Source organism: Sulfitobacter sp. D7, from assembly GCF_003611275.1.
GTDB lineage: Bacteria > Pseudomonadota > Alphaproteobacteria > Rhodobacterales > Rhodobacteraceae > Sulfitobacter > Sulfitobacter profundi.
In genome coordinates, this window is sequence record NZ_CP020694.1 from 1,842,933 (window position 1) to 1,868,333 (window position 25,401).

The 25,401-nt window shown below is 60.7% G+C and carries 25 protein-coding genes and 1 other RNA gene; 17 read left to right on the top strand and 9 right to left on the bottom strand.

From position 1 onward, the window contains the following. The first annotated feature begins 376 nt into the window (after positions 1 to 376). Complete coding sequence (locus B5M07_RS08925) at positions 377 to 3,259, top strand: Rne/Rng family ribonuclease (protein WP_120351044.1); 2,883 nt, start codon at positions 377 to 379, stop codon at positions 3,257 to 3,259. 92 nt (positions 3,260 to 3,351) lie between these two features. On the opposite strand, the gene B5M07_RS08930 is transcribed toward B5M07_RS08925, so the two are convergent. Continuing rightward, positions 3,352 to 3,579 carry a sulfurtransferase TusA family protein gene (locus B5M07_RS08930; protein ID WP_067624663.1) on the bottom strand — a complete coding sequence of 76 codons (228 nt, stop codon included), beginning with the start codon at positions 3,577 to 3,579 and terminating at the stop codon, positions 3,352 to 3,354. Positions 3,580 to 3,670: 91 nt separating this feature from the next. Between B5M07_RS08930 and B5M07_RS08935 the strand changes: the two genes are divergently transcribed. The 4 genes from B5M07_RS08935 to B5M07_RS08950 all read left to right on the top strand — a co-directional run bounded on the left by B5M07_RS08935 (position 3,671) and on the right by B5M07_RS08950 (position 8,017). Then, entirely contained in the window at positions 3,671 to 4,423 is a 753-nt protein-coding gene (locus B5M07_RS08935; protein WP_067624666.1) for a cytochrome c biogenesis CcdA family protein, read from the top strand. A 53-nt stretch (positions 4,424 to 4,476) separates the two neighbouring features. Further along, positions 4,477 to 5,706, top strand: coding sequence for a hypothetical protein (locus B5M07_RS08940; RefSeq protein WP_120351045.1), 1,230 nt, complete (start codon positions 4,477 to 4,479; stop codon positions 5,704 to 5,706). Next, positions 5,703 to 7,055, top strand: a complete 1,353-nt coding sequence (locus B5M07_RS08945) for a cytochrome P450 (RefSeq protein ID WP_120351046.1) — start codon at positions 5,703 to 5,705, stop codon at positions 7,053 to 7,055. Before B5M07_RS08940 ends, B5M07_RS08945 begins: the two co-directional genes overlap by 4 nt. Positions 7,056 to 7,123: 68 nt before the next feature. Next, the gene (locus B5M07_RS08950; RefSeq protein WP_067624675.1) at positions 7,124 to 8,017 is read left to right on the top strand and encodes a fructose bisphosphate aldolase; all 894 of its coding nucleotides are present in this window, start codon (positions 7,124 to 7,126) and stop codon (positions 8,015 to 8,017) included. A 49-nt stretch (positions 8,018 to 8,066) separates the two neighbouring features. On the opposite strand, the gene B5M07_RS08955 is transcribed toward B5M07_RS08950, so the two are convergent. The 8 genes from B5M07_RS08955 to B5M07_RS08990 all read right to left on the bottom strand — a co-directional run bounded on the left by B5M07_RS08955 (position 8,067) and on the right by B5M07_RS08990 (position 13,276). Then, positions 8,067 to 8,294: an N-(5'-phosphoribosyl)anthranilate isomerase gene (locus tag B5M07_RS08955; protein WP_120351047.1), complete on the bottom strand. Its 228-nt coding sequence runs from the start codon at positions 8,292 to 8,294 to the stop codon at positions 8,067 to 8,069. Positions 8,295 to 8,303: 9 nt separating this feature from the next. Next, the gene (locus B5M07_RS08960; RefSeq protein WP_120351048.1) at positions 8,304 to 8,537 is read right to left on the bottom strand and encodes a ribbon-helix-helix domain-containing protein; all 234 of its coding nucleotides are present in this window, start codon (positions 8,535 to 8,537) and stop codon (positions 8,304 to 8,306) included. Continuing rightward, entirely contained in the window at positions 8,534 to 8,710 is a 177-nt protein-coding gene (locus B5M07_RS08965) for a DUF4169 family protein (RefSeq protein ID WP_007119696.1), read from the bottom strand. Before B5M07_RS08965 ends, B5M07_RS08960 begins: the two co-directional genes overlap by 4 nt. Then, positions 8,707 to 10,098 (bottom strand): class II fumarate hydratase, encoded by a 1,392-nt coding sequence (gene fumC / locus B5M07_RS08970; protein WP_120351049.1) that lies wholly within the window; start codon positions 10,096 to 10,098, stop codon positions 8,707 to 8,709. The genes B5M07_RS08965 and fumC overlap by 4 nt, the downstream gene beginning before the upstream one ends. A gap of 95 nt (positions 10,099 to 10,193) precedes the next feature. Continuing rightward, entirely contained in the window at positions 10,194 to 10,673 is a 480-nt protein-coding gene (locus tag B5M07_RS08975; protein WP_067624690.1) for an SspB family protein, read from the bottom strand. Positions 10,674 to 10,746: 73 nt separating this feature from the next. Further along, complete coding sequence (gene chrA / locus B5M07_RS08980) at positions 10,747 to 11,991, bottom strand: chromate efflux transporter (RefSeq protein ID WP_120351050.1); 1,245 nt, start codon at positions 11,989 to 11,991, stop codon at positions 10,747 to 10,749. A 119-nt stretch (positions 11,992 to 12,110) separates the two neighbouring features. Next, positions 12,111 to 12,458: a transfer-messenger RNA gene (gene ssrA, locus B5M07_RS08985) on the bottom strand. 71 nt (positions 12,459 to 12,529) lie between these two features. After that, positions 12,530 to 13,276: a FadR/GntR family transcriptional regulator gene (locus B5M07_RS08990; protein WP_120351051.1), complete on the bottom strand. Its 747-nt coding sequence runs from the start codon at positions 13,274 to 13,276 to the stop codon at positions 12,530 to 12,532. A 77-nt stretch (positions 13,277 to 13,353) separates the two neighbouring features. On the opposite strand from B5M07_RS08990, the gene B5M07_RS08995 reads away from it, so the two are divergent. The 12 genes from B5M07_RS08995 (at position 13,354) to B5M07_RS09050 (ending at position 25,399) form a co-directional block, all read left to right on the top strand. Next, complete coding sequence (locus B5M07_RS08995) at positions 13,354 to 14,142, top strand: DUF2182 domain-containing protein (protein WP_120351052.1); 789 nt, start codon at positions 13,354 to 13,356, stop codon at positions 14,140 to 14,142. A 1-nt stretch (position 14,143) separates the two neighbouring features. Further along, the gene (locus B5M07_RS09000) at positions 14,144 to 14,776 is read left to right on the top strand and encodes a DUF1326 domain-containing protein (protein WP_120351053.1); all 633 of its coding nucleotides are present in this window, start codon (positions 14,144 to 14,146) and stop codon (positions 14,774 to 14,776) included. After that, positions 14,773 to 15,273 (top strand): DinB family protein, encoded by a 501-nt coding sequence (locus B5M07_RS09005; protein ID WP_254693912.1) that lies wholly within the window; start codon positions 14,773 to 14,775, stop codon positions 15,271 to 15,273. Before B5M07_RS09000 ends, B5M07_RS09005 begins: the two co-directional genes overlap by 4 nt. After that, positions 15,273 to 16,376, top strand: a complete 1,104-nt coding sequence (locus B5M07_RS09010; RefSeq protein WP_120351054.1) for a dimethylsulfoniopropionate demethylase — start codon at positions 15,273 to 15,275, stop codon at positions 16,374 to 16,376. The genes B5M07_RS09005 and B5M07_RS09010 overlap by 1 nt, the downstream gene beginning before the upstream one ends. A gap of 36 nt (positions 16,377 to 16,412) precedes the next feature. Beyond that, complete coding sequence (acuI, locus tag B5M07_RS09015) at positions 16,413 to 17,399, top strand: acryloyl-CoA reductase (RefSeq protein ID WP_120351055.1); 987 nt, start codon at positions 16,413 to 16,415, stop codon at positions 17,397 to 17,399. Between the two features lie 67 nt (positions 17,400 to 17,466). Further along, positions 17,467 to 17,892 (top strand): HIT family protein, encoded by a 426-nt coding sequence (locus B5M07_RS09020; RefSeq protein ID WP_120351056.1) that lies wholly within the window; start codon positions 17,467 to 17,469, stop codon positions 17,890 to 17,892. Between the two features lie 174 nt (positions 17,893 to 18,066). Beyond that, positions 18,067 to 19,704 (top strand): BCCT family transporter, encoded by a 1,638-nt coding sequence (locus B5M07_RS09025; protein WP_205570852.1) that lies wholly within the window; start codon positions 18,067 to 18,069, stop codon positions 19,702 to 19,704. 98 nt (positions 19,705 to 19,802) lie between these two features. Then, positions 19,803 to 21,026, top strand: coding sequence for an aminotransferase class V-fold PLP-dependent enzyme (locus B5M07_RS09030; protein WP_120351057.1), 1,224 nt, complete (start codon positions 19,803 to 19,805; stop codon positions 21,024 to 21,026). Positions 21,027 to 21,087: 61 nt separating this feature from the next. Further along, positions 21,088 to 22,509, top strand: a complete 1,422-nt coding sequence (locus B5M07_RS09035) for a cryptochrome/photolyase family protein (RefSeq protein ID WP_205570853.1) — start codon at positions 21,088 to 21,090, stop codon at positions 22,507 to 22,509. A gap of 62 nt (positions 22,510 to 22,571) precedes the next feature. Next, a complete protein-coding gene (locus B5M07_RS09040) occupies positions 22,572 to 23,783 on the top strand; it encodes an SAM-dependent methyltransferase (RefSeq protein WP_120351059.1) in 1,212 nt (403 codons plus the stop codon). 36 nt (positions 23,784 to 23,819) lie between these two features. Then, positions 23,820 to 24,260 (top strand): TrgA family protein, encoded by a 441-nt coding sequence (locus tag B5M07_RS09045; RefSeq protein ID WP_120351060.1) that lies wholly within the window; start codon positions 23,820 to 23,822, stop codon positions 24,258 to 24,260. A gap of 5 nt (positions 24,261 to 24,265) precedes the next feature. Next, complete coding sequence (locus B5M07_RS09050; protein WP_120351061.1) at positions 24,266 to 25,399, top strand: NUDIX domain-containing protein; 1,134 nt, start codon at positions 24,266 to 24,268, stop codon at positions 25,397 to 25,399. The last annotated feature ends 2 nt before the right edge of the window (positions 25,400 to 25,401 follow it).

Here is a 25,401-nt window from a genome sequence, read left to right on the forward strand (position 1 = left end):
CCCTTAAAGCCCTTAACTAGCCGGATAAGTCCTGTAACGCCCGACTGGCGTATGGTGACTTTTGACAGTTTCGCTGCCGTGCCAGCCCGACACCGGGGGGCCAGCAGACCGATTGGGCCGGAAACGGCCGAAGAACCGCTGATATTCGCGAGGGTTAGCCCAACCGAAGCACAGCTAATTAATGGATGGGAGAGGCGCAAAGGCCCTCGCATCGGAGAAGAACCGCGATGACGCGCGCAGATGCTCAGAGCAGACAGATGGGGGCCATTCGTGGCCCTGCTGTTGCCGCGTCCTCCATCGCCCTGACAAGTCACACCTCCCAGCCCGATGCCCCGCCAGGGGCCTTCCGTGCGCGGGTGCTGTGCATAATGGATCTATGTCTAAGAAAATGCTTATCGATGCCACCCACGCCGAGGAAACTCGCGTTGTGGTCGTGGACGGAAACAAGGTCGAAGAATTCGATTTTGAATCAGAAAACAAACGCCAGCTTGCCGGCAATATCTATCTAGCCAAAGTTACACGGGTCGAACCGTCGCTTCAGGCTGCCTTTGTTGACTATGGCGGCAACCGTCATGGCTTCCTCGCGTTCTCGGAAATCCACCCCGATTATTACCAAATTCCCGTGGCCGACCGTCAGGCGCTGCTGGAAGAAGAGCGCGCCTATGCCGAAGCGCAGGCCGCCAAAGACGACGAAGACGAAAAGCCCAAGCGGACCCGCTCGCGGTCGCGCAGCCGATCGAAAAGCCAAGCGGCTGAGACCAACAGCGATGATGCCGTGGTCACAGCAGAGGTAGCTGACGACAACAGCGATCAAATCGCCGGTATGGAAACTGTTGATCTCGACAGCGAAGAGGGCAGCTCGCCCATGGAGCGGGTCGCGGAAACGCCGGTCGAAGAGCCTGAGAACGGCGAAGCCGAGGCCGAGGTTGCTAAGGCAGATGAAACGGCAGCGGCTACGTCCGATGACGCTGACGCCAGCAACGCCCAGGCCGACGACGCCGACAACGAAGACGACAAAGGCAGCGATGCCACGGCGAAAGACGATTCCATCGAATCCGTCGCCGACGAAGATGACAGCGAAGACATTCGCCCCGTGCGCAAACCGCGCCCGCGCCGCTACAAGATTCAAGAGGTCATCAAGGTCCGCCAGATCCTGCTGGTGCAGGTCGTCAAAGAAGAGCGCGGCAACAAGGGCGCGGCGCTGACCACCTACCTCAGCCTTGCGGGTCGCTACTGCGTGCTGATGCCCAACACCGCGCGCGGCGGCGGCATCTCGCGCAAGATCACCAATGCGGCTGACCGTAAGAAACTTAAAGAAATCGCGACTGAGATCGAAGTGCCCAAGGGTGCAGGTCTGATTGTTCGGACTGCCGGCGCGAAACGCACTAAGGCCGAGATCAAGCGCGATTACGAATACCTCCAGCGCCTCTGGGAGCAGATCCGCGAGCTGACGCTGAAGTCCATCGCGCCCGCGAAAATCTATGAGGAAGGCGACCTGATCAAACGTTCGATCCGCGACCTCTATAACCGCGAGATTGACGAGATTCACGTTGAGGGCGAGCGCGGCTACCGCATCGCCAAGGACTTCATGAAAATGATCATGCCGTCCCACGCGAAAAACGTGAAGCTCTACAACGAAAGCCTGCCGCTCTTTGCGCGCTATCAGGTGGAAAGCTACCTTTCGGGCATGTTCAACCCCACGGTGCAACTGCCCTCGGGTGGCTATATCGTGATCGGCGTGACCGAAGCGCTGGTGGCGATTGACGTGAACTCTGGTCGGGCCACCAAGGAAGGTTCGATCGAGCAGACCGCGACCAAGACCAACCTTGAGGCTGCCGCCGAAGTGGCGCGTCAGCTGCGTCTGCGTGACCTCGCGGGCCTGATTGTCATCGACTTTATCGACATGGATGAGCGCAAGAACAACGCCGCCGTCGAAAAGATGATGAAAGACAAGCTCAAGACCGACCGCGCGCGCATCCAAGTGGGCCGCATCTCGGGCTTTGGCCTGATGGAAATGTCGCGCCAGCGTCTGCGTCCCGGCATGATCGAGGCGACGACCCAGCCTTGCCACGCCTGCCACGGCACCGGTCTGGTGCGCTCTGACGACAACCTCGCCCTGTCGATCATCCGCCAGATCGAAGAAGAGGGCACCCGCCGCCGTTCGCGCGAAGTGCTGGTGCGTGCGCCCGTGGGCATCGCCAACTTCCTGATGAACCAAAAGCGTGAGCATATCGCCAATATCGAGATGCGTTACGGCATGTCTGTGCGGATCGAAGGCGACCCAACCTTGGTCAGCCCCGATTTCCACATCGAGAAGTTCAAGACCGCCACCCGCACCGTGCCGCCCGTCTCGGATCACGTCGTTTCGGTCGATACATCGCTGATGGATCAGATCGACGAGGATGAGAGCGCCGCAGAGGTCGAAGTGGAAGAGGCACCCGCCGCACAGGAGGCCCCGCAATCCGAGAACGGAAACGGGAATGGCAACGGCAATGGTGACGAGGGCGAGGGCAAATCCAAACGCCGCCGCCGTCGTCGTCGCAGCCGGGGTGGCCGTGGCCGCAATGGCAATGGCGAGCAGCAGAATGGTGCAGACGATCAGAACGGTGGTCAGCAGCAGGAAGAGGCGAAGCCGGACGAAGGCGATAAAGCCCAACCGGTAGAAGCGGAGGCAGCGCAAGCCGACACCGACGCCGAGGAAAAGCCCAAGCCCAAAAGCCGCAGCCGGTCGCGCAAGCCCAAAGCCGAACTAGCCCCCGAAGCGGAACCCGCGCCCGAAGCGCTTGCCGCCGCAGAAGGCGAAACGCCACAGGTCAGTGCCGAGGCTGAAGGTGAAGGGACGCCCAAGCCCAAGGCCAAGCGCAGCCGCCGGACCAAAAAGCCCGTGGTGGAAGCGGCAGAAGAGACGGTGACAACAGACGCCGTGGCGACCGAGGAAGAGGCCGCACCCGCGCCAAAACCCAAGCGCCGGAGCCGGGCCAAAGCCAAGCCGGTCGAGCCGGTAGCCGAAGCCACGCCCGAGGCGATGGCCGAAGCACTGCCGACCGAAGCGACCAACGCGACGCCGTCGCCGGAAACTGCCACACCTGTCGCGGAAGCACCGCAGCCTGAGCCGCAGCCCGAACCCACGGCCCAGCTGGTGGAAGCCGAAGCGCCCGCTGCCGAAACGGCTCCTGAGCCGGTGGCCGAAAAGGTGGAAGAGCAACCCGCCGAAAAGCCCAAGCCAAAACGCCGGGGCTGGTGGTCGCTGGGCAGCTAAGCCACGACATATAAAAGGAAACGGCGGGCTTTCAGGCCCGCCGTTTTCGATTCTGTCGTAGGGTTGAAGCGCGCGTTCCGGCCGGGTCCGGCTCAGCCACCTTTGGTGATGATATAAAGCTCTGCCGCGCCCTCGGTCCGGGTTTCGGTCAGCGCATGACCGGCTTCCACGCAGAAATGTGGCACGTCGATCACCGCGGCCGGATCATCGGCTGTCATATGAAGCTGATCGCCCGGCGCGAGGGCCGCCAGTCGTTTGCGTGCTTTCAGCACGGGCAGGGGGCACAGAAGCCCCGTGGCATCCAGTTTTTCGATCTTCATAAGACCAGTTAATCCAAGCCAATCCCGAGGTCCACGATCTTGTGACAATATGACAGGTGACGCCGGGGCGTTGTCGGTCTAGGAGTTGGTCATGTTTGATATAAGCCTCATCGACGCCGGGATCCTGCCGGCCATGATCATCGCTCTGGTTGCCGGGATTTTCAGTTTCCTGTCGCCCTGCGTGCTGCCCATCGTGCCACCCTATCTGGCCTATATGGGGGGCGTGTCGATCAATGACATGTCCAGCCAATCCAGCGCACGGCGGCGGGCGGTCGTGGCGGCGTTGTTCTTTGTGCTGGGGCTGAGCACTGTGTTCATCCTACTGGGCTTCACCGCCTCGGCCTTTGGGATGTTCTTTTTACAGAATCAGGCGCTTCTCGCTAAAATTTCCGGTGTGGTGATAATTGTCTTCGGCCTGCATTTCATTGGGCTCTTTCGCATTCCGTTTCTCGATCAAGAGGCGCGGATGGACGCGGGCGACAAGGGCGGGTCGAGTTTCGGCGCCTATGTCTTGGGGCTGGCCTTTGCCTTTGGCTGGACCCCCTGCATCGGGCCACAGCTGGGCGCGATCTTGTCACTGGCAGCAAGCGAGGCCTCCGTCTCCCGCGGGACGCTTTTGCTGGGCGTCTATGCGGCGGGGCTTGGCATTCCCTTCCTGCTGGCCGCGATGTTCATCACCCGCGCGATGACGCTGATGAACCGGATCAAACCGCATATGAAGCTGATCGAGCGGATCATGGGGGGCCTGTTGGTGATTGTTGGTCTGGCGCTGCTGACCGGCGCATTCACCGCCTTTTCCTTCTGGCTGCTTGAGACTTTTCCGATTCTCGCAACCGTAGGTTAAGCCTTAATCTTGCCCCGAATTGCGGCTAGACTATGCCGAAGAAGAGGGCGGGCATGGTGAGCACAGGGCAGGCAAAGACGGTGAAAACGCGGCGGGTGTTCTACATCCCCGGCTACGATCCGATTCACCCGCGCCGCTACCGTGAGCTTTACCGCAAGGAGGGCGCGGCGCAGGCCGCGATTTCGGGCTATGAGATTGCGCTGAAACCAAAAGCGGGCAAGGGCAATTACGGCTGGCGCGTTAACGCTGGGATCGACGGTCATCAGGTGACCTCGCAAGTCGAAGTGCTGGTCTGGTCCGACATCGTGCGCGAAAGCATGAGCAATTCGATCCCCGCGACCTATTGGCAGTTGCTGCGCACCGCATGGGTCTACATCGGCTCCGGCGCGCTTTGGCGGCTGATGCGCCTGCGCAAGGGGCCGGTTATTGCGGCGCTTTATCCGGTGGGGATGTTGATTGTGCAGGCGCTGCTGGCTGTGGCGCTTGGCCTGCTGACCTATCGCGCCCTTGGAATGGTGACGGACCATTGGGCGGCGCGGCTCGCCTTCGCGGCAGTGGGCACTGGGCTGTGCATCGCGCTGCTGCGCTGGTTTAAAAAGAAAGACGGCAAGTTTTTCGCCTATTACCTGATGCATGACTACGCCTATTCCGCCGCCACGCGGGGCGCGAACCCGCCGGAGTTGGAAGCCCGCATGGCGCAGTTTGGCAATGACATCGCCGCTGCTCTGACCGAGGATGTCGACGAGGTACTGGTTGTCGGCCACTCATCCGGCGCGCATCTGGGCGTCTCGGTACTGGCCGATCTGATCCGCGGGGGCAGGGTGCCCGAGCGCGGGCCTGCCTTGGGTTTTCTCTCGCTCGGGCAGGTGGTGCCAATGGTGTCCTTCTTGCCCCGGGCCGAGCGTTTGCGAGGCGACCTGCGCTATCTCTCAACCCGCGAGGAACTGGCATGGGTCGACGTGACGGCCCCCGGCGATGGCTGCGCCTTTGCGCTTTGCGATCCGGTCTCGGTCTCCGGCGTGGCGCCTGAGGGGAAACGTTGGCCGCTGGTCTTTTCGGCTGCCTTCACCCAAACGCTTAGCCCCGCCCGCTGGAAGGCGCTGCGCTGGCGGTTCTTTCGGCTGCATTTCCAGTATCTCTGCGCCTTCGACCGCCCGCGCGACTATGACTATTTCCAGATCACCGCCGGGCCACAGACCTTGGCCGCGCGCTATGACGGGCGGCCCGCGTCGAAATCCCGGATCGACCACGCGGTCAGCAAATACACCTCTGTCGCCGCATGACCCAACCGCCCAAGCCCCCCGCGCGGCCCGACCGTGTGTCGCTCTGGCGCTATGCCAAACTGTTTCGCGCCGATATCCTCTCGGCCCAGCCCGCCCGGCTTTATCGGGCATGGATGGCAGAATTCAAAACGCCGTTCTTCCGCAGCTATTTGATGAACCAGCCCGAACTGGTGAAGACCATTTTGAAAGACCGCCCCGAGGATTTTCCGAAATCCGACCGGATCGGCGAGGGGCTGCGCCCGCTCTTGGGCAACTCTGTCTTTCTGACCAACGGCGAGACATGGAAACGCCAGCGCCGCATCATCGACCCCGCCTTTGAAGGCGGCCGGCTGCGCGAGACCTTTCCGGCGATGTGGGACGCAGCAGAGGCCGCCGCCACACGGCTGGGAGGCAAGGCGGGGCAGGTGGTCGAGATCGAAGCCGAGACCAGCCACGCCGCAGCCGATGTGATCTTTCGCACGCTATTTTCCCTGCCGATCGAACATGAGGTTGCCCGGGCGGTCTTTGATGAGTTTCGCAATTACCAGCGCAGCCAGCCGATCCTGAACCTTGGGGCACTTCTGCCGCTACCGCGCTGGATGCCGCGCCTGTTTCGGCGCGACACGCGGGCCAGCGCCGCGCGAATCAGGGCGCTGATCACGGACCTGACCCAAGAGCGGATGGCGCAGATCAAAGCGGGCACCGCGCCCGACGACCTAGCCACCAAGATCATGACCCAAGCCGACCCCGAAACAGGTGAGATCTTCGACACCGAGGAGATGGTTGATCAGGTAGCGATCTTCTTCCTCGCGGGGCATGAAACCAGCGCCTCGGCTTTGGCTTGGGCGCTCTATCTCATGGCCACCCATCCCGAATGGCAGGAGTGGTTGGCGGAAGAGGCACAGGCGCTTGAGACCTGTGATTTCGCGGTGATGTCAAAGCTCAAGCTTAGCCGCGATGTGTTTCGTGAGACGCTGCGGCTTTATCCACCCGTGCCGATGATGGTGCGCGAGAACCGCTGCCCCGAAGCGTTTCGCGACCGAAAGGTGAAACAGGGGGCGCAACTGGTGCTCAGCCCGTGGCACCTGCACCGGCATGAACGGCTTTGGGACAATCCTGATGGTTTTGACCCAACCCGTTGGCAGACCGAAAACGGAAAGCAGTGCCAGCGCGACGCCTTTATCCCATTCTCTGCCGGGCCACGGGTCTGCACTGGCGCGGGTTTTGCCATGGTCGAAGGGCCCCTGATCCTGTCGCGTATCCTGCGAGACTTTCGCGTGACCGCCCAGCCTGACCGCGTGCCGGTGCCAGTCGCACATTTGACCGTCCGTTCAGATAAGGGCATTTGGTTAGCGCTATCAAGGCGCTAGCTTCTATCATCGGCTTTGCGTTTCAATTAGAAACGCAGCGAACGGAATCAAAATAGGACGTGGGTGACATGGGCTACGACAAGGCGCAACTTGAGCAAATGAACAGCGGCAAAGGCTTCATCGCGGCGCTCGACCAATCGGGCGGCTCCACCCCCAAGGCGCTGAGCCTCTATGGCGTGGAACCGTCGGATTACAACGGCGACGCAGAAATGTTCAAAGCCGTCCACGACATGCGGGCGCGGATCATTCTGGCCGACGATTTCACCTCCGAGAAAGTAATCGGCGCAATCCTTTTTGAGCGCACGATGGATGACAGCATCAACGGCAAACCCGTCGCCCAGCTCCTGTGGGAAGACCGGGGCGTGGTGCCTTTCCTGAAGATCGACAAGGGGTTGGAGGAAACCAACAACGGCGTGCAGATGATGAAGCCGATCATGGAGATCGACGATCTGCTGGCCCGCGCGGTGAAACACGGCATCTTTGGCACCAAGGAACGCTCGGTCATTCACGAGGCCAACGAGAACGGCATCGCCGCCGTGGTGGCGCAACAGTTCGAACTGGCCAAACAGGTTTGCGCTGCCGGTCTGGTGCCGATCATTGAGCCTGAGGTGAACATCAACTCCGACACGAAGGCAGAGGCCGAAGAGATCCTGCGCGGAGAGATTGAAAAGAACCTGAACGCGCTGCCCGAGGGCGAGATGGTGATGTTGAAACTGACGATTCCTGAAAAAGCCGGTCTCTATGACGAACTGGCCGGCCACGCCAACGTGCTGCGTGTCGTTGCGCTATCGGGCGGCTACTCCACGGCGGAAGCCTGCGAACGGCTGGGCAAGAACCGCACCATGATCGCCAGCTTCTCGCGCGCTTTGACTGAAGGGCTGAACGTCAAGATGACAGATGCGGAGTTCAACGAGGCGCTTGGTCAGAACATCGAGAAGATTTACCAAGCGTCGATCTGCTAAATCGGAATTTTTTGAAAATTCCGGATCCGTTTTCTTTAAAAGAAAACGGCTAGGCAATCCGCCGGATGGGTTCTCTATTGCAAAATATGATGACCTGTCCGGCGTTCTCAATCGCTTGGAAACCTCGACGTTTCAATTCGTCTTCAAATTCTTGGCGTCCGACAAACTTCTCAATATCGCGCGCTTTACGTCGAATGACCTGTCCGCGAATGGCCGCCTTAGAGGCAAAAATATCATCCAGCCAAGCGGCGGGTGAGAGAGGGGATCCGAGGGCCATGGCCCGACGCTAATCTGCCTTTGGTAAACGTTCCTTTAACGCGCGCAACACGAACAACCGGATTGCCCCGGCAAGCCCGATGTCCAGCCCACGCGCCGCGTCGATTTCAGTCACCAGCGCATTGATCGGCAGCCCCCGCGCGGCGGCAATGGCCCGGAACTCATCCCAGAATTCATCTTCGAGAGAGATTGATGTCCGGTGACCCCGTAGGGTCACCGAATGTTTGCGGGGCCGCGCGTTCATGTCTCGCGCTTATGCGCTTCCAGATTGCGGGCGATCTGCTCGGCGCGGGCTTTCAGCGCTTCTTTCTGCGCTTTGGTCTGGCCAAAACCCACGGCGTTTTCGTTCGCGCGTGCTTTGCGAGACGAACGGTCTCGCTCTTTCTTCACCTTGTTAAGGTTGATGGGCGCACTCATTTTGGTCCGATCATATTTTCGGGCCGCACGACCCGTTCAAAGGTTTCGGCATCCACGAAGCCCAGTGCGATGGCCTCTTCTTTCAACGTGGTGCCGTTCTTATGCGCGGTCTTGGCGACCTTGGTGGCATTGTCATAGCCGATTTCGGGCGCCAGCGCGGTCACCAGCATCAGCGACTCGCGCATCAGCTTTTCGATGCGGTCCGCGTCGGCCTTGAGGTCAACCACCAGATTATCAGTGAAGGCCGAGGCGGCGTCCCCCAAAAGCTGCATGGATTGCAGAACGTTATAGGCCATCATAGGCTTGTAGACGTTCAGCTCAAAATGTCCCTGAGACCCGGCAAAGCCAACCGCCGCGTCGTTGCCCATCACATGAATGCAGACTTGCGTCAGCGCCTCGCACTGGGTCGGGTTGACCTTGCCCGGCATGATCGACGAGCCGGGTTCGTTCTCGGGCAGGATCAACTCGCCCAGACCACAACGCGGGCCGGACCCCAGCAGGCGGATGTCATTGGCGATTTTGAACAGGCTGGCGGAGACGGTTTTCAGCGCGCCCGAGATCTCCACCATCGCGTCATGGGCGGCGAGCGCCTCGAACTTGTTCGGCGCGGTGACGAAGGGCAGGCCGGTGATCTCGGCCATGTTATGCGCCACGGTCTCGGCCCAGCCCTGTTTGGTGTTCAGCCCGGTGCCAACGGCGGTGCCGCCTTGCGCCAACTCATAAATGCGGCCCAGAGCGTCACGCACGCGGGCGATGCTCATGGCGACCTGATGGGTGTAGCCTGAGAATTCTTGGCTCAGCGTCAGAGGCGTCGCATCCTGCGTGTGGGTGCGGCCGATCTTGATGATGCCGTCGAATTCCTCGACTTTCTTTTGCAACGCGCCGTGCAGCTTCTCCAGCCCCGGCAGCAGCACGTCCCGCGCCGTCATCGCGGTGGCGATATGCATGGCGGTTGGGAAAGTGTCGTTTGACGACTGGCCCATGTTGCAGTGATCGTTGGGGTGCACTGGGTCCTTGGACCCGATGGTGCCGCCCATAAGCTCAATCGCGCGGTTGGCGATAACCTCGTTGGCGTTCATGTTCGACTGGGTGCCCGAGCCGGTCTGCCAGACAACCAGCGGGAAGTTGTCGTCGAACTTGCCCTCAAAAACTTCGCCAGCGGCCTGAACGATCGCCTTGCCGCGGTCCTCATCAAGCGAACCCTGTGCCACATTGGCCTGCGCGCAGGCCTTCTTGATCACGCCAAGCGCGCGCACGATGGCGATGGGCTGCTTTTCCCAGCCGATTGGGAAGTTGATGATCGAGCGCTGCGTCTGCGCGCCCCAATATTTATCGGAAGGAACTTCGAGCGGACCAAAGCTGTCGGTTTCGGTGCGGGTATCGGCCATTTTGTGGCTCCTGCTGTGACTTATCGTTGCCCAGCGGTGTACCTGCGCCTTACGGTCTGCGCAATGCAGGGATGGCGCTAACGGCCAATCCTGCGCTACTTCCGAAAGGAATCGAGCGAGACGATCTCGGCGTCCTTGGCGGGCTCTTCCGCGACTTCCAGCTCTTCCTCATCGGTTTGGTCAAGCGTGGCCTCATCGCGATCTTCGTCTTCTTCTTCGGTTTCTTGCTGTTCGAACCGCAGGCCGAACTCCACCGAAGGGTCCACAAAGGTGCGGATCGCGTCGTAGGGAATATAAAGCGGCTCGGGCGCATCGCCGAAGTTCAGCGTGATGGCAAATCCGTCTGCGCCAACATCAAGCCCATCGTACCAGTGCTGCATCACCACGGTCATCTCATCGGGATAACGGTCGGAGAGCCAATCGGCCAATTCCGCATCCGGGTGCGAGGTATCGAAGGTGATGAAAAAGTGGTGATTCCCCGGTAGCCCTTGGTCCGATACATCCTGCAAGACCCTGCGGATCAAACCCCGCATGGCTTCGTGCATCAGGTTGCCGTAATCAATGCTGCGGCTCATTCTTCTCTCCGGTCCGGGCGATGGGCAGGGGTCAGCATACCCCATTCACAGGCGAGTGAAAGGGGGCGCGGCGCTAAATCGCGCGAAGGAGCAGAGCAAGCACCGCGAGCAGGATCATCGTGACGACAAAACCACGCTTGAGCGCCAGCATCAGCACAGCGGCCAATAGGGTGAGCACGGCGGCCAGCGGATTGAAGCTTGCCCAAACCGGCGCGGGCAGGGCGAGGGTGACCCCAGGGGCGACCCGATCAAACAGCACATGCAGCGCAAACCAGACCGAGAGATTGGCGATAACCCCCACCACTGCCGCCGTGATGGCCCGCAGCGCCCCCGCGATGCTCGGCTGTTCAGAAAGCGCCTCAAGATACGGGCCTGCAAGGAAAATCCACAAAAAGCATGGCGTGAAAGTCACCCAAAGCGCCAGCAGCCCGGCAGCGAGCGCGCCCGACGGGCCGCTTTGGGCAAAGCCTGCCAACATCCCGACAAATTGCGTAACGAGGATCAGCGGGCCGGGCGTCGTCTCGGCCAAGCCGAGTGCGTCAATCATTTGGTCCGTGTTAATCCAACCGAAATCCTGAACCACTGTCTGGGTCATATAGGCCAGCACGGCATAGGCACCGCCGAAGGTCACCACAGCGAGCTTGGAGAAGAACAGGCCGAGTTGCAGCAGAAAATCCTCACCCAGCAGCGCCAAAAGCACAAGCGGCGCGGCCCAAAGCCCGCCCCAGATCAGCAGGGTGCGCAGACTGCGCGCAGGTGGCAGATTTGCCGGCTCGGCCACCGCAGTGGGGCTTTTGGTCAACATCCCGATGGCACCGGCCAGCAGAATGATCAGTGGAAATGGCAAGCCCAGAACAAAAATGCCGATGAACGACCCAAAGGCCAGCGCCCAGCCAAGACGCCCATGCAACGCCTTTGAAGAAACTTTCAGAAGCGCTTGGAATACCACGATAATGACGGCGGCTTTGATGCCGAGAAAAGCCGTCTGCACAAGGGGCAACTGCCCATACCACGCATATAGCAAAGCCAGCACAGCGATGAATGCTGCCCCCGGCACCACGAAAAGCAATCCGCCGAGCAGCCCGCCAGCCACACCGCGCAGACGCCAGCCTGCATAGGTCGCCAGCTGCATCGCTTCCGGTCCGGGCAACAGCATACAGAGTGAGAGCGCCCGCAGGTAGGTCTGCTCGCTTAGCCACGGGCGGTCCTCGACCAACTCACGGTGCATCACGGCGATCTGCGCTGCGGGGCCGCCGAATGACATCAGCCCGATGCGTCCGAAGACGCGAAACATTTCGGGCCAGCTGGGCGGGGTCATGCGAACTTCCTGCGCGAAAGAAGCCACAGCGGCTTCGTTTTATAACGGATAGGGGCACGGAAGCACAGGGTCAAGAACACCGCTCAAGCAATTGAATTCGCCGAGATATGGAGGGGAAAAGTGCAGGTTTCTGTTGCCAGGTACCTGCGAACCCCGCCTTAAGCTGCAAAGCCTAAGGACTTAGATTTCAGTCGCTGAAACCGCTTACGCGGCCATCGCAACTGGAGCACGATTGTCATTTGCAATTGTACAGTTTGAACCGATAACGGTGGTATCTCACCGAAACAAAGCAACCCCTTTAGACGTTCGTCGATCCTATTTCGGCCCCATGATCCCCAAATGAAGGATGTTTGGTGGAGCCGCCGGGTACCGCCCCCGGGTCCGAACCGCTTATTACGAGCGCGTTTATGTCCATAGTCCCGAAGGACAAGATTAAAGTAGGGCCGTCATGGGTGAATTGCAAGGGGTGCGACGGCGGGAAATTATGACATCAAGGTTCACGCGCACCCCATTGATTTATAAGTGAAGTCGCAACTTCTCAGCCAGCCTTTCCGGCGTTCCGCGCAGCACGCGCGGCGAAAACGCTCTGGGCAAGGTCTTGGGTCTCCGCTTCCAGCGCCGTCAATCCTGCCGTTACCGCTTTGCCGTTCTGCGCTTCTGCGGCATTGGCGATCTCTTGGTGCAGGGCAATGATCCGCGCCCGATCTCTTGCAGTGAAGGTGATAATATTCATCAAAGGCTGCATGGCTTCGACCGCACCGGCAAGTTGATAGCTCAGCACCGGGTTGCCCGCGCCGTCAACCAGCGCCCGGTGGAAGGCGACATCGGACGCGCAGAACGCTTCATCGGTCAGCCCCGCCTGCGCCTGCCGGTGGATTTCAGCGCGCATCGTGGCAAGGTGATCCGCCGTGCGCCGCTCTGCCGAGAGGGGCGCGCATGCGCGCTCTAGGGCGAAGCGGGCTTCGCATGCCGTTTCGAAACTCACCGCGTTCATCGACAATAGCAACGTAGATGTGGTGATCTGCTGCGCGTAAGCATCTAGAAAGCTGAGGCGATTCACGAAAGCGCCCCCCGTGGCCCCGCGCTGCGTGCGGATCAGCGATTGCGCGGCAAGGCGCTTCAACGCTTCGCGCACCGTGGGGCGAGAGACCTCGAACTGCTCGGCCAATTCCGCCTCAGATGGCAGGCGTTGGTCGACGATCAGACGCCCGCCGATGATGGCGTCGCGAATGGCCGTGGCGATTTGAGCCGATAGATCGGCGGGGCTGCTTGGATCGATTTTCATATGTCTTACAATTAGTGTTTGCGAGGAGTTTAATTGTCTGACATTAAATCTACAAGAGCACGCAGGGGAGGGCGGCGATGACGGGCATGGTACGGTCAACACTTTGGCTGGGGTTTTTCGCCCTGATTCTAGCGGCTTGGTGGATGATGTACAGCATGGCGATGCAGATGGATGTCGATCTGCTGGGTCGTCCGGGCACGATGGGTGAACGGATGCGGCAGATGGATCCGGGCATGGATATGTATATGCCCATGGCGCGCTTCTTTCCGCTTTTCACGATGTGGGGGGCGATGATGGCTGCGATGATGGTCCCGACCATGGTCCCGACGCTGCGCGCTTACGAAGACCTCATGACCTCGGCCAACGGCACCCGCGCGGGCTGGCTGGCGGTGCTTGCAGGCTACTTCGCGGTCTGGCTTGCCTTTGCGGCGGGGATCGCAGGGCTGCAATTGCTTCTCTTGCACGGCGGGGTCATCGACATGCTGGGCATCGCCAAATCGCGCTGGACTGCGGCGGCGCTGCTACTGGGCGTCGGCCTGTTCCAATTCACCCGCGCCAAGGAGGTCTGCCACGGCGTCTGCCACTCTCCGATGATGTATTTCATGGGCCATTGGCGCCCCGGTGTCGCAGGCGGTTTCCGCATGGGATTGGGCCTTGGCGCCTTTTGTGCGGGCTGCTGCTGGGGCTTTATGTTGCTGGGCTTTGCTGGTGGGGTGATGAACCTTGCTTGGATGGGGCTGGCGACGCTTTTCATGGTCATCGAAAAGCTACCGCAAATCGGACATTACGTAACAAAACCAATGGGTTTAACCCTGATCCTCGGCGCGTTCGTCGTGGCGGGTTGGCCCGTGTTCACAGGAGGATAATATGCCAAACAGAGAGATGACACCCGCGAATTGGGCCGTAAAAGGCGAGCTTTTCCTCAACTGCTCTTGCGACGTCTTCTGCCCCTGCGTGGTCAGCCTTGGCGCGCATTTGCCGACCGAAGGCCACTGCCATGCGTGGATGGGCATCGTGATCGACGAAGGCCATTTCGAAGGGGAGGATTTGGCAGGGCTGAACGTGGGCCTGTTGGTCGACATCCCTGGCCGTATGGGCGAGGGGAACTGGAAGGTCGCCGCCTATGTGGACGACCGCGCGAGCGAGGCGGCCTATGACGGGCTGTTGAAAATCTTCAGCGGCGCGGCGGGCGGCACAACGGGGCTGTTTACCATGCTGGTGAGTGAGATCATCGGCGCCGAACGTGCCCCGGTTGAGATTATTCGCGACGGCAACCGCCGTGTCATTAACATCGGCCGGAAGATCAACGGCGAGATCGAACTGCTCGCCGGGGCCGAACCGGGCGAACCGGTGAAGATCACCAACTCCAAATATTGGATGGGACCGAATATCGCGGCGGCGCGTGGGGTGAAATCTAAGGTCCGCGACTATGGGCGGGTTTGGGATTTCGGCGGCAAATCGGCTGAGGTCTGCGCGATCGATTGGCAGGGTGCTGCGTGATCACCCCCGGTTATGCTCAGGAAATGGCGCGATATAACGCTTGGCAAAACAGTCAGTTGGCAAGCGTTATTGAGGTGATGGACGAGGATGCGTTAACGCAAGATCGCAAGGCGTTTTTCGGCTCGATCTTGGGCACCCTCAACCATCTTCTTTGGTGTGATCAAATCTGGTTGTCCCGTTTTGATCCCGCCTTGCCCAAGCCAGGGGGTCCGGACACCGAACTTTGCCCCACCGGCATGGCTTGGCACACCACGCGGCGCGAGTGCGACGCGTCGATAAAGGATTGGGCCCAAGGCCTTCGACAGGAGACTTTGGACGCCGATTTATCATGGTATTCCGGCATCATGCAGCGCGAGCTTACCACTCCCTTGGCGCAAACCGTCGTGCATTTCTTTAACCACCAGACCCATCATCGGGGCCAAGTGCATGCCATGCTGACCAGCGCCGGGTACGATGCGCCAGTGACCGATCTTATCCTAATGCCGGAGGACGTGTGATGGCTGAACTCTCCCCCTCGCGCCGGATACGGCGCACGCCCTTTTCTGCCGGGGTAGAGGCGGCAGGCGTGAAGGCCTACACCGTCTATAACCGAATGCTGCTGCCCACCGTCTTTGAAAGCACCGAGGCCGATTACCATCACTTGAAGAAAGCCGTCCAAGTCTGGGACGTGGCTTGCGAAAGACAGGTTGAGCTGCGGGGGCCGGATGCGTCGCGGTTGATGCAAATGCTGACACCGCGCGATCTGCGTGAAGTGGCGCCGGGGCGCTGCGTCTATGTGCCGATCGTCGATGAGACGGGCGGTATGCTCAATGATCCGGTGGCGGTGAAACTGGCCGAGGATCGCTGGTGGATCTCCATCGCTGACAGTGATTTATTGTTCTGGGCCAAGGGGATATGCAACGGTTATCACCTAGATGTGCTGGTGGACGAGCCGGATGTGAACCTGCTGGCAGTGCAGGGGCCAAAGGCCGAAGACCTGATGGAACGCCTCTTTGGTGCGGCGGTGCGGGAGGTAAAGTTTTTCCGCTTCGGTGAATTCCACTTCCAAGGGCGCGCCATGAATATCGCGCGGTCTGGCTACTCCAAACAGGGCGGCTTTGAGATCTACGCAGAGGGCGCGGATATCGCCATGCCGCTGTGGGATGCTCTGTTCGAGGCGGGGCGCGATTTGGACGTCCGCGCGGGCTGTCCAAATCTAATAGAGCGGATCGAAGGCGGAATGTTGAGCTATGGCAATGACATGACCGACGATAACACCCCGCATGAATGCGGCCTTGGCAAGCTTTGCGACACCCATGCCGCGATGGGCTGTATCGGCAGAGATGCGCTGCTACGGGTGGCCAAGGAAGGCCCGGTGCAACAGATACGCCCCCTAGAGATTGTGGGCGATCCGGTGCCGCTTTGTGACCGAGCTTGGCCGCTGATGGCAGGTGACAAGCGCGTGGGGCAGGTGACCTCGACCATTTGGTCGCCCGATTTTGGGGTGAATGTCGCTATCGGAATGGTGCGGATGACCCATTGGGATCCGGGCACGCGGTTGCAGGTTCAGACACCCGAGGGCCTGCGGGATGTGACCGTGCGTGAGAGTTTCTGGGCCTGAGGCCCGGCAAATTGAAACCTGAAAAGGAGATAAAAGATGAGCTTTAATGCGTTGATCGTGAACAAAGATGACGATGGCAAGACCCATGCTGAGGTGACCCAGATCACCGAGGATCAACTGCCCGAAGCCGAGGTGACGGTCGCGGTCGAATATTCGACTGTGAACTACAAAGACGGGCTCTGCATTGGGCCCGGCGGTGGTCTGGTCCGCAACTATCCCCATGTGCCGGGGATCGACTTTGCCGGGACGGTCGAGACGTCGAGTGACGAGCGGTACAAACCCGGCGACAAGGTCGTGCTGACCGGCTGGCGCGTAGGCGAGGCGCATTGGGGTGGCTATGCGCAAAAGGCGCGGGTCAAGGCCGACTGGCTGGTGCCGCTGCCCAAGGGTTTGGATACGCGCAAAGCGATGGCCGTGGGCACGGCGGGCTTCACCGCGATGCTGGCGGTGATGGCGTTAGAAGACCACGGGATCAAGAAAGGGCCGGTGCTGGTCACGGGGGCCGCGGGTGGCGTGGGCTCGGTCGCGACCGCGATCCTTGCCAATCTCGGTTACGAGGTGGCAGCCGTCACCGGGCGACCCGAGACCGAGGACTACCTCAAAAGCCTCGGGGCCAGCCGGATTGTCGCGCGCGATGAGATTAATGAGACGGTCAAACGCCCGCTCGAGGGCGAGACATGGGGCGGCTGTGTTGACGCCGTGGGCGGCGCGATGCTGGCCCGTGTTTTGGGGCAGATGGAATATGGCGCGAGCGTCGCTGCAGTGGGCCTTGCGGGCGGCGCGGCACTGCCCGCCACGGTGATCCCCTTCTTGCTGCGCGGCGTTAACCTGTTGGGCATCGACAGCGTCATGCAGCCCTATGACAACCGTCTGCGCGCATGGGAGCGGGTGGCGAAAGACCTGCCGATGGAGAAGCTGGAGGCGATGGTTCAACCCGCGGGTCTCAGCGATTTGCCCCAACTCGGTGCGGACATCCTCAAAGGGCAGGTCAAGGGCCGGGTGGTTGTCGACGTAAACGCTTGATATTGCCTCGGCGCGGGGCGGTGTGGTTAATGGTCCACGCCGCCCCGACCGCCAGAAGGAGAGCATGATGGCCACCTATGACGACGACAATATCTTTGCCAAGATCCTGCGCAAGGAAATCCCCAGCTTCAAGGTCTATGAAGACGACAAGACCTATTGCTTTATGGACATCATGCCCCGCGCCGAGGGGCATTGCTTGGTGATCCCCAAGTCGCCTTGCCGCAATATGCTCGACGCCAGCCAAACGCAGTTGGCCGATTGTCTGGCGACGGTTCAAAAGGTCGGCAATGCCTGCCTGCGGGCCTTTGGTGCTGATGGCATCACGGTGCAGCAATTCAACGAAGCCGCGGGCGGGCAAGAGGTCTTTCACCTGCACTACCATATCTTGCCCCGCCATGAGGGCGACAAGCTGCGCCCGCCCGGCGTCCAAGGGGACATGGACCGGATTCGCGAACAGGCCGATGCGATTGCAGCGGCGCTCGGGACAGGGTAACCCCCCAAACTTACGTCGCAGCGGATAACGAAAAGGTCGTTTTAGCCAAGTTTCCAAGGGAGCTTGGCCGCAAGAGCTTGCCCAATGGTCGCAAGCCTCTATCCTTTGCGCACGGATGAGAAAAACAGAAGCCGCGTCCTGCGTGGTGATCTGTCATCAAAGAGGGAACAGATTATGAGCGATACAAATTCGCACGGCATCCCCGAGCCTGAGGGCAAGGCGGATGTCATCAATACCGATTATGAAATCGGTCAAGACAATATCGAGCGGCAGATCGGGCCGTTCGGGCTGGATATTCACAACCCGGTCTTTCTGATTTCGGGGATCGCTGTGGTGATCTTCGTCTTTTACACCATTGCACTCCCAGAGCAGGCCGCCGCGGTCTTCTCGGCCATGTTCAACTTTACGACCAAGAACTTTGATTGGTTCCTGATCGGCGCTGCCGATTTGGTGGTGATCTTTGCGCTTTTGCTGATTGTCACGCCTTTCGGCAATGTCCGTCTTGGCGGTAATGAGGCGATTGCGGATTATACCTATCTGGGCTGGTTCGCGATGCTTTTCGCCGCGGGCATGGGCATCGGGCTGATGTTCTACGGCGTGTCCGAGCCGCTGACGCATTTCTCGACCTCCATGGGCGAAATCACGACAGAGAACGGTTTGCGCACCGACTGGGCCCCTCTGGGCGCGGCAACGGGTGATGAGGCCGGTTCGCTCCGCCTAGGCATGGCGGCGACGATCTATCACTGGGGTCTGCACCCTTGGGCGATCTACGCGGTCGTTGCGCTGGCGCTGGCGTTGTTCACCTATAACAAAGGTCTGCCGCTGACGATCCGCTCGGCCTTTTATCCGGTTCTGGGCGAACGTGTTTGGGGCTGGCCCGGGCATATCATCGACATCATCGCGGTCTTTGCCACGCTCTTTGGTTTGGCCACCTCGCTGGGTCTGGGTGCGACACAGGCGAACGCGGGTTTGAACGAGCTGTTCGGGATCCCGATTGGCACCACTTCCGAGGTCGTTCTGATCTCGCTCATCACTGCCGTGGCGCTGATTTCGGTGCTGCGCGGCCTTGATGGCGGCGTGAAGGTGCTGAGTGAGATCAACATGGGGCTGGCCGCCTTGCTGGCGCTGTTCACCTTGATCGTTGGTCCGACAGTGTTCCTGCTGACCTTCTTCTGGGACTCGCTGGTGGCTTACATTGAGTATCTGCCCGCGCTGGCAAATCCCTTTGGCCGCGAAGACGTGAACTTCTCCCAAGGTTGGACGGCGTTCTACTGGGCGTGGTGGATCAGCTGGTCACCTTTCGTTGGCATGTTTATCGCCCGCGTCAGCCGGGGCCGTACCGTGCGCGAATTCATCGTTTGCGTTCTGTTGATCCCGTCGCTCGTCTGTGTGCTGTGGATGTCGATCTTTGGCGGCACCGCGATCCATCAGGTGCTGAATGATGGCTACACCGCGGCTCAAGATGCGGGCCTGCCGCTGCAGCTGTTCAAGATGCTGGACGCGCTTCCGCTGGCCTCGATCACCTCTTTCATCGGCATCGTGCTGGTGGTGGTGTTCTTTGTCACCTCGTCGGACTCCGGCTCGCTGGTCATCGATACGATCACCGCAGGCGGCAAGGTCGACGCGCCGGTGCCGCAGCGGGTGTTCTGGTGCATCTTTGAAGGTGCCGTGGCCATCGCTCTGCTGATCGGCGGCGGGTTGGCGGCGCTGCAATCCATGGTGATCTCTACCGGGTTGTTGTTCACGCTGCTGCTGCTGTTCATGTGCTTCTGCATTTTCCGCGGCCTGCAGGACGAGCGTAAAATTCGCTAAGCTCCACAGGCAGTGCGACACCAACAACGGCGGCTCCTTGGGGCCGCCGTTTTCTTTGGGCGCTTGACCTTGGCCGCGCAGCGGTGGACCTTCGCGCCATGCATATTGATTCCGACTGGGTCCGCGCCCAATTCCCCGCCTTTGCCGAGCCGAGCCTTCAGGGGCAGGCCTTTTTCGAGAACGCCGGTGGGTCTTACACCTGCCGCCAAGTGATCGACCGGTTGCATCGCTTTTACACCCAGCGAAAGGTGCAGCCCTACGCCCCCTACGAGGCGAGCCGCCTTGGCGGAGAGGAGATGGACGAGGCCCGCACCCGCATGGCTGCAATCCTCGGCGTGACACCGGCAGAGCTGAGCTTTGGCTCCTCGACCACGCAAAACACCTATGTGCTGGCACAGGCCTTCGGCCAGATGATGCAGCCCGGTGAGGCGATCGTCGTGACCAACCAAGACCATGAGGCCAACACCGGCCCATGGCGGCGGCTGGCCGAGAGGGGGATCGAAATCCGCGAATGGCAGATCGATCCAGAGACGGGGCATCTGGATCCAGCCAAGCTTGAAGATCTGTTGGACGAGAAGGTCAGGCTGGTCTGCTTTCCGCATTGCTCCAACGTGGTGGGGGAAATCAACCCGGTGACCGAGATCACGGCGCTGGCCCATGCCGCTGGCGCCTTCGTCTGCGTTGACGGCGTGTCCTATGCGCCCCACGGCTTTGCCGATGTCGGGGGGCTGGGGCCGGATATCTACCTCTTTTCCGCCTACAAGACCTTCGGGCCGCATCAGGGCGTCATGGTTATCCGCCGGGCGCTGGCGGAACTGCTGCCGAACCAAGCGCATCACTTCAACGGCGATGTGCTTTATAAGCGGTTCACCCCGGCGGGCCCGGATCACGCACAGATCGCGGCCAGCGCAGGCATGGCGGATTATATCGACGCTTTCCACGCCCACCACATCGGCGGCAGCGCCGATGCGACGGCGCGCGGTGTCGCCGTGCATGATGCGATGCGGGCCCATGAGACGGCTTTGCTGCAACCGCTGCTGGACGCCATGGCGGCGCGGAATTCCGTGCGGCTGATCGGCCCGAGCGATGCGGAAAAACGTGCGCCGACCGTGGCACTGGCGCTTGACCGGCCCGGTTTTGACGTGGCGCAGGCGCTGGCCGAGCGGGGCATCATGGCGGGCGGCGGGACCTTCTACGCGGGCCGTGCGCTTGGCGCGATGGGGGTGGAGGACAGCAAGGGCGTGCTAAGGCTAAGCTTCACCCATTACACCACCAAGGACGAGATGGATAAACTGCTGAACGCACTGGATGATCTGCTCTGAGCCTTGACCCCGGCGTGGGGGCGCTATGTTTCGGGGTCAGGCCAGGAGCAAGACCCCGAACGTGAACGAAAATTCCCCGATTATCATGTGGTTCCGCCGCGATCTGCGGCTGAGCGATCAGCCCGCTTTGGCGGCGGCCTGCAAGTCGGGCCGCCCGGTGATCCCGCTTTTCATTCATGACGACCAGTCAGAGGCTCTGGGGGCCGCACCGAAGTTTCGGCTGGGGCTGGCGCTGGCCTGTCTGGGGGAGACGCTTGCAGAAAAGGGCAGCCGCCTGACCCTGCGGCGCGGGGATGCGCTGGACATTCTGCGCGATGTGATCAAGCAAACCGGGGCAGGGGCGGTGTATTGGAGCCGCCTCTATGATCCCGCCGCGATCGACCGCGACACCAAGGTCAAAGATGCGCTGAAAGAGGGGGGCATCGACGCCCAAAGCTTTGCCGGACACCTGATGTTTGAGCCTTGGACGGTCGAAACCAAGACCGGCGGCTTTTACAAGGTGTTCACCCCTTATTGGAAATCCGTCCGAGGCCGCGATGTGGCGGCACCCGTGGCGACCCCGAGCGATATTGCGGTGCCCGAAAATTGGCCCGAGAGTGACGCCTTGGACGATTGGCAGATGGATGCCGCGATGCAGCGCGGGCGTGATATCGTGCGCCCCTTTGTCCGTCTGGGCGAGGCCGCAGCGCAGGCGCGGCTGGGGTCCTTCATCGCGCATATCGTCGAAGGCTATGATGAAAGCCGCGACATGCCGGGCGAAGACGGCACCTCTGCACTGTCCGAAAACCTCTCTTTGGGCGAAATCAGCCCGGCGCAATGTTGGCATGCCGGTCAGCGTGCGATGCAAGAAGGCAAGCGCGGGGCAGAGACCTTTCTGAAAGAACTCGCTTGGCGCGAGTTTGCTTATCATCTGATGTACCACACGCCGCGCATCCTTGACCAAAACTGGCGCGAGGAATGGCAGGCTTTCCCGTGGAACGAGGATGAGCGCGGCGCCGAGGTCTTGGCGTGGAAACAGGGGCGCACCGGCGTGCCCTTTGTCGATGCCGCCATGCGCGAATTGCAGGTCACCGGGCGAATGCACAACCGGGGCCGCATGATCGTGGCGAGCTATCTGACCAAACACCTCATGTGTCACTGGCGCATCGGCCAAAAGTGGTTCGAAGAGCACCTGATCGATTGGGATCCGGCTAATAACGCGATGGGCTGGCAGTGGGCCGCAGGCTCTGGCCCCGATGCAACGCCGTTCTTTCGCATCTTCAATCCTGAGACCCAGCTTGATCGGTTCGACAAGGGCCGAGACTATACCCGCCGCTGGATCGCCGAGGGCCGCGCGAAGCCAAGCAAGGATGCGCTGGCCTATTTCGACGCAGTCCCGCGCCGCTGGGGCCTAAGCCCGGATGACGACTATCCCGACCCGATCGTCGATCTTTCGGAAGGGCGCGAACGGGCGCTTGATGCCTACCGCAATCGTGAATTTTAAATTTTTGCGAAACAGCAGCCTGCGGTTACAGTAGGCGCCAAGAACAAGAACGGAACCGAGGTATGAAGCTGACGACAACAGAGGGGCAGAAGGGTCTGCCGCGCTATTTCCCGCAGGTCTTTGCCATGGCGCAGGCGATGCAGCATGGGCGGGTGGATTTCGTCTTGCCCGATGGCCGCGCTTTCCGGGCCGAAGGGGCCAAACCCGGCCCGGTGGCCGAGGTGCACATCCACAACGATGACCTCTTTGCCCGCCTGATCCGCGAAGGCGATTTGGGTTTCTGCGACGCATATCTGGATGAATGGTGGTCCACCCCAGACCTCCAAGCTTTCATGGATTTGGTGCATGCTGGCAACGAAACCGTTTATGACGGCTTCCCTGGCCAAGGGCTGCTGCGTCAGTTTGAGAAGTTCCGCTTTTGGCTGCAACGCAACAACCGCAAGCAGGCCAAACGCAACATCAGCAAGCACTATGATCTTGGCAATGAGTTCTACGGGCTTTGGCTGGATGAGACGATGACCTATTCCTCGGCCATGTTCGAGGACGGCGCGCAGATGTCGCTAGAGGCCGCGCAGACCGCCAAATACAAATCCATGGTTGACCAGATGGGTGTCCAACCGGGCGACCACGTGCTGGAGATCGGCTGCGGCTGGGGCGGTTTCGCTGAATATGCCGCTGCCGAACGGGGCTTGCACGTCACCGCGCTGACGATCAGTGCCGAGCAATATAAATACGCCGTGGACCGGATCAAAAAAGCCGGGCTGTCAGACCGTGTGACCTTTAAATTGCAGGACTACCGCGATGAGCGCGGGCTTTATGACGGCATCGCCAGTATCGAGATGTTCGAGGCGGTGGGCGAGCAATATTGGCCGATCTATTTCGAGACCGTCCGCCAGAGGCTGAAGCCCGGACGCGCAGCCACGCTACAGATCATCACCGTCGATCACGCCCGCTGGGATGTTTACAAACGCGGCGTGGATTTCATTCAGAAATACATCTTTCCGGGCGGCATGTTGCCCAGCCCTAAGGTGCTGCGCGAGCAGGTGGAACGCGCCGGTCTGGTGGTCGACCGCTCGGTCGAGTTCGGCAAGAGCTATGACATCACGCTGCGCCGCTGGCATGAGACCTTTAACGCGAAATGGGATCAGATCACCGCGCTTGGCTTTGACGAACGCTTTCGCCGGATGTGGAATTTTTACCTCACTTCCTGTGCCGCGACATTTGACAGTGGCAATTGCGACGTGACGCAGATTACGGTACGGCGACCTGTGTGACCGCGCCCGCGGTCCATCCCCGCAAGGAGCCGGAAAATGCCGACTGGTGCACGACTTATGGCAGCGATCTCACTCGCGGTGCTGGCCTTTGTCCTGTCGGGCATGGTGGTGCCCCTGATGCCGGAAAGCACGGATTTCGGGTATTTCCTGCCGCTGAACGTCCTTCTTGGCCTTGTGGTGGGCTGGCGAGTGATGGGCAAGCGCGCCGGGCGCGGCATAGTGGCCGCGATCAATAACGGGTTGGCCGGGGTCTTTGTGCTGATGCTCTGGGCGATTTTCTTGCAGGCGGCGAATGAGATGGTCCGTCTGGCCCTGCGCAACCGCTATGACGACCCATTCGAAGCCATCGTTGCCGTGTTTCAGATCGGCGCGGAGTTCGGGGTGATGATTGCCACACTTCCCATCGGTGTGGCGCTTGTCGTCGGGGCTGTGATCGCAGGTCTTTTGACCGAATTTGCTTATAACCGTTGGTCCTGATCCCCATGCGACATCTTTTTATTTACGGCACCCTGCGGCATTTGCCGCTTTTGGAAATTGTGCTTGGCCGTTCCGCCGGAGCGATTGACCTGCGGCCTGCGACCTTGCCGGGCTACCGCGTCTCAGCCGCCGCCGAGGGGCCGTTTCCCACGATTGAGACATGCGAGGCCGCGCAGGCCGAAGGGCTGCTGGTTCAAGGGCTGAGTGCGGATGATTTTGCCCGGCTCGATTTCTATGAAGGCGCCTTTGACTATGATCTGGTGCCGGTGACGCTGGCAGACGGGAAGGCGGCAGAGGTCTATCTGCCGCAACCGGGGCGCTGGACGGGTGAGGGGCCATGGTCGCTTGAGGCATGGGAGGCCGATTGGGCTGCGCTGTCGTGCCACGCGGCGCGCGAGGTGATGAGCTATATGGGCAAACGCCCCCGCGCCGAGGTCGACGCGATGTTCCCGATGATCCGCCGCCGCGCCCATCAACAGGTGCTGGCTGAAACGAGCGCGCATGATCCGCTGGCCCTCGACGGAAAGATTGAGATTACCGGCCGAGATCGCGTTTACGCAAAGTTCTTTGCCCTTGATGAAATTTCCCTCCGCCACGAGACCTTCGACGGTGCCATCTCCGAGGAGATCGACCGCGCGGTCTTTGTCAGCGCGGATGCGGCGTTGGTGCTGCCTTATGACCCCGCACGCGACCGCCTGCTGCTGGTTGAGCAGATCCGCATGGGCCCTTTGGCGCGGGGCGATCACACCTGCTGGCAGTTAGAGCCCATCGCGGGCCATATTGATCCCGGTGAGACACCGCAGGCCGCCGCACGGCGCGAGGCGCTCGAAGAGGCGGGGATCACATTAGGTGCCTTGGAACCCGTAGGAAACGTCTACGCCTCTCCCGGCAATGCGACGGAATTCTTTCACATTTTCGTGGGATTGGCGGATTTGCCGGATCATATCATCGGCACGGGCGGTTTGGCCTCAGAGGGCGAGGATATACGGTCACATTTGATGTCCTTCAACGATCTGATGGCCTTGGCCGATGCGCAGGCGCTTGCCAATGCGCCATTGGTGGCAAGCGCCTATTGGCTGGCCCGCCACCGCGAACGCTTGAGGTCCGCGAGCGCGACAGCTAAACCGGACGGAACATGAAC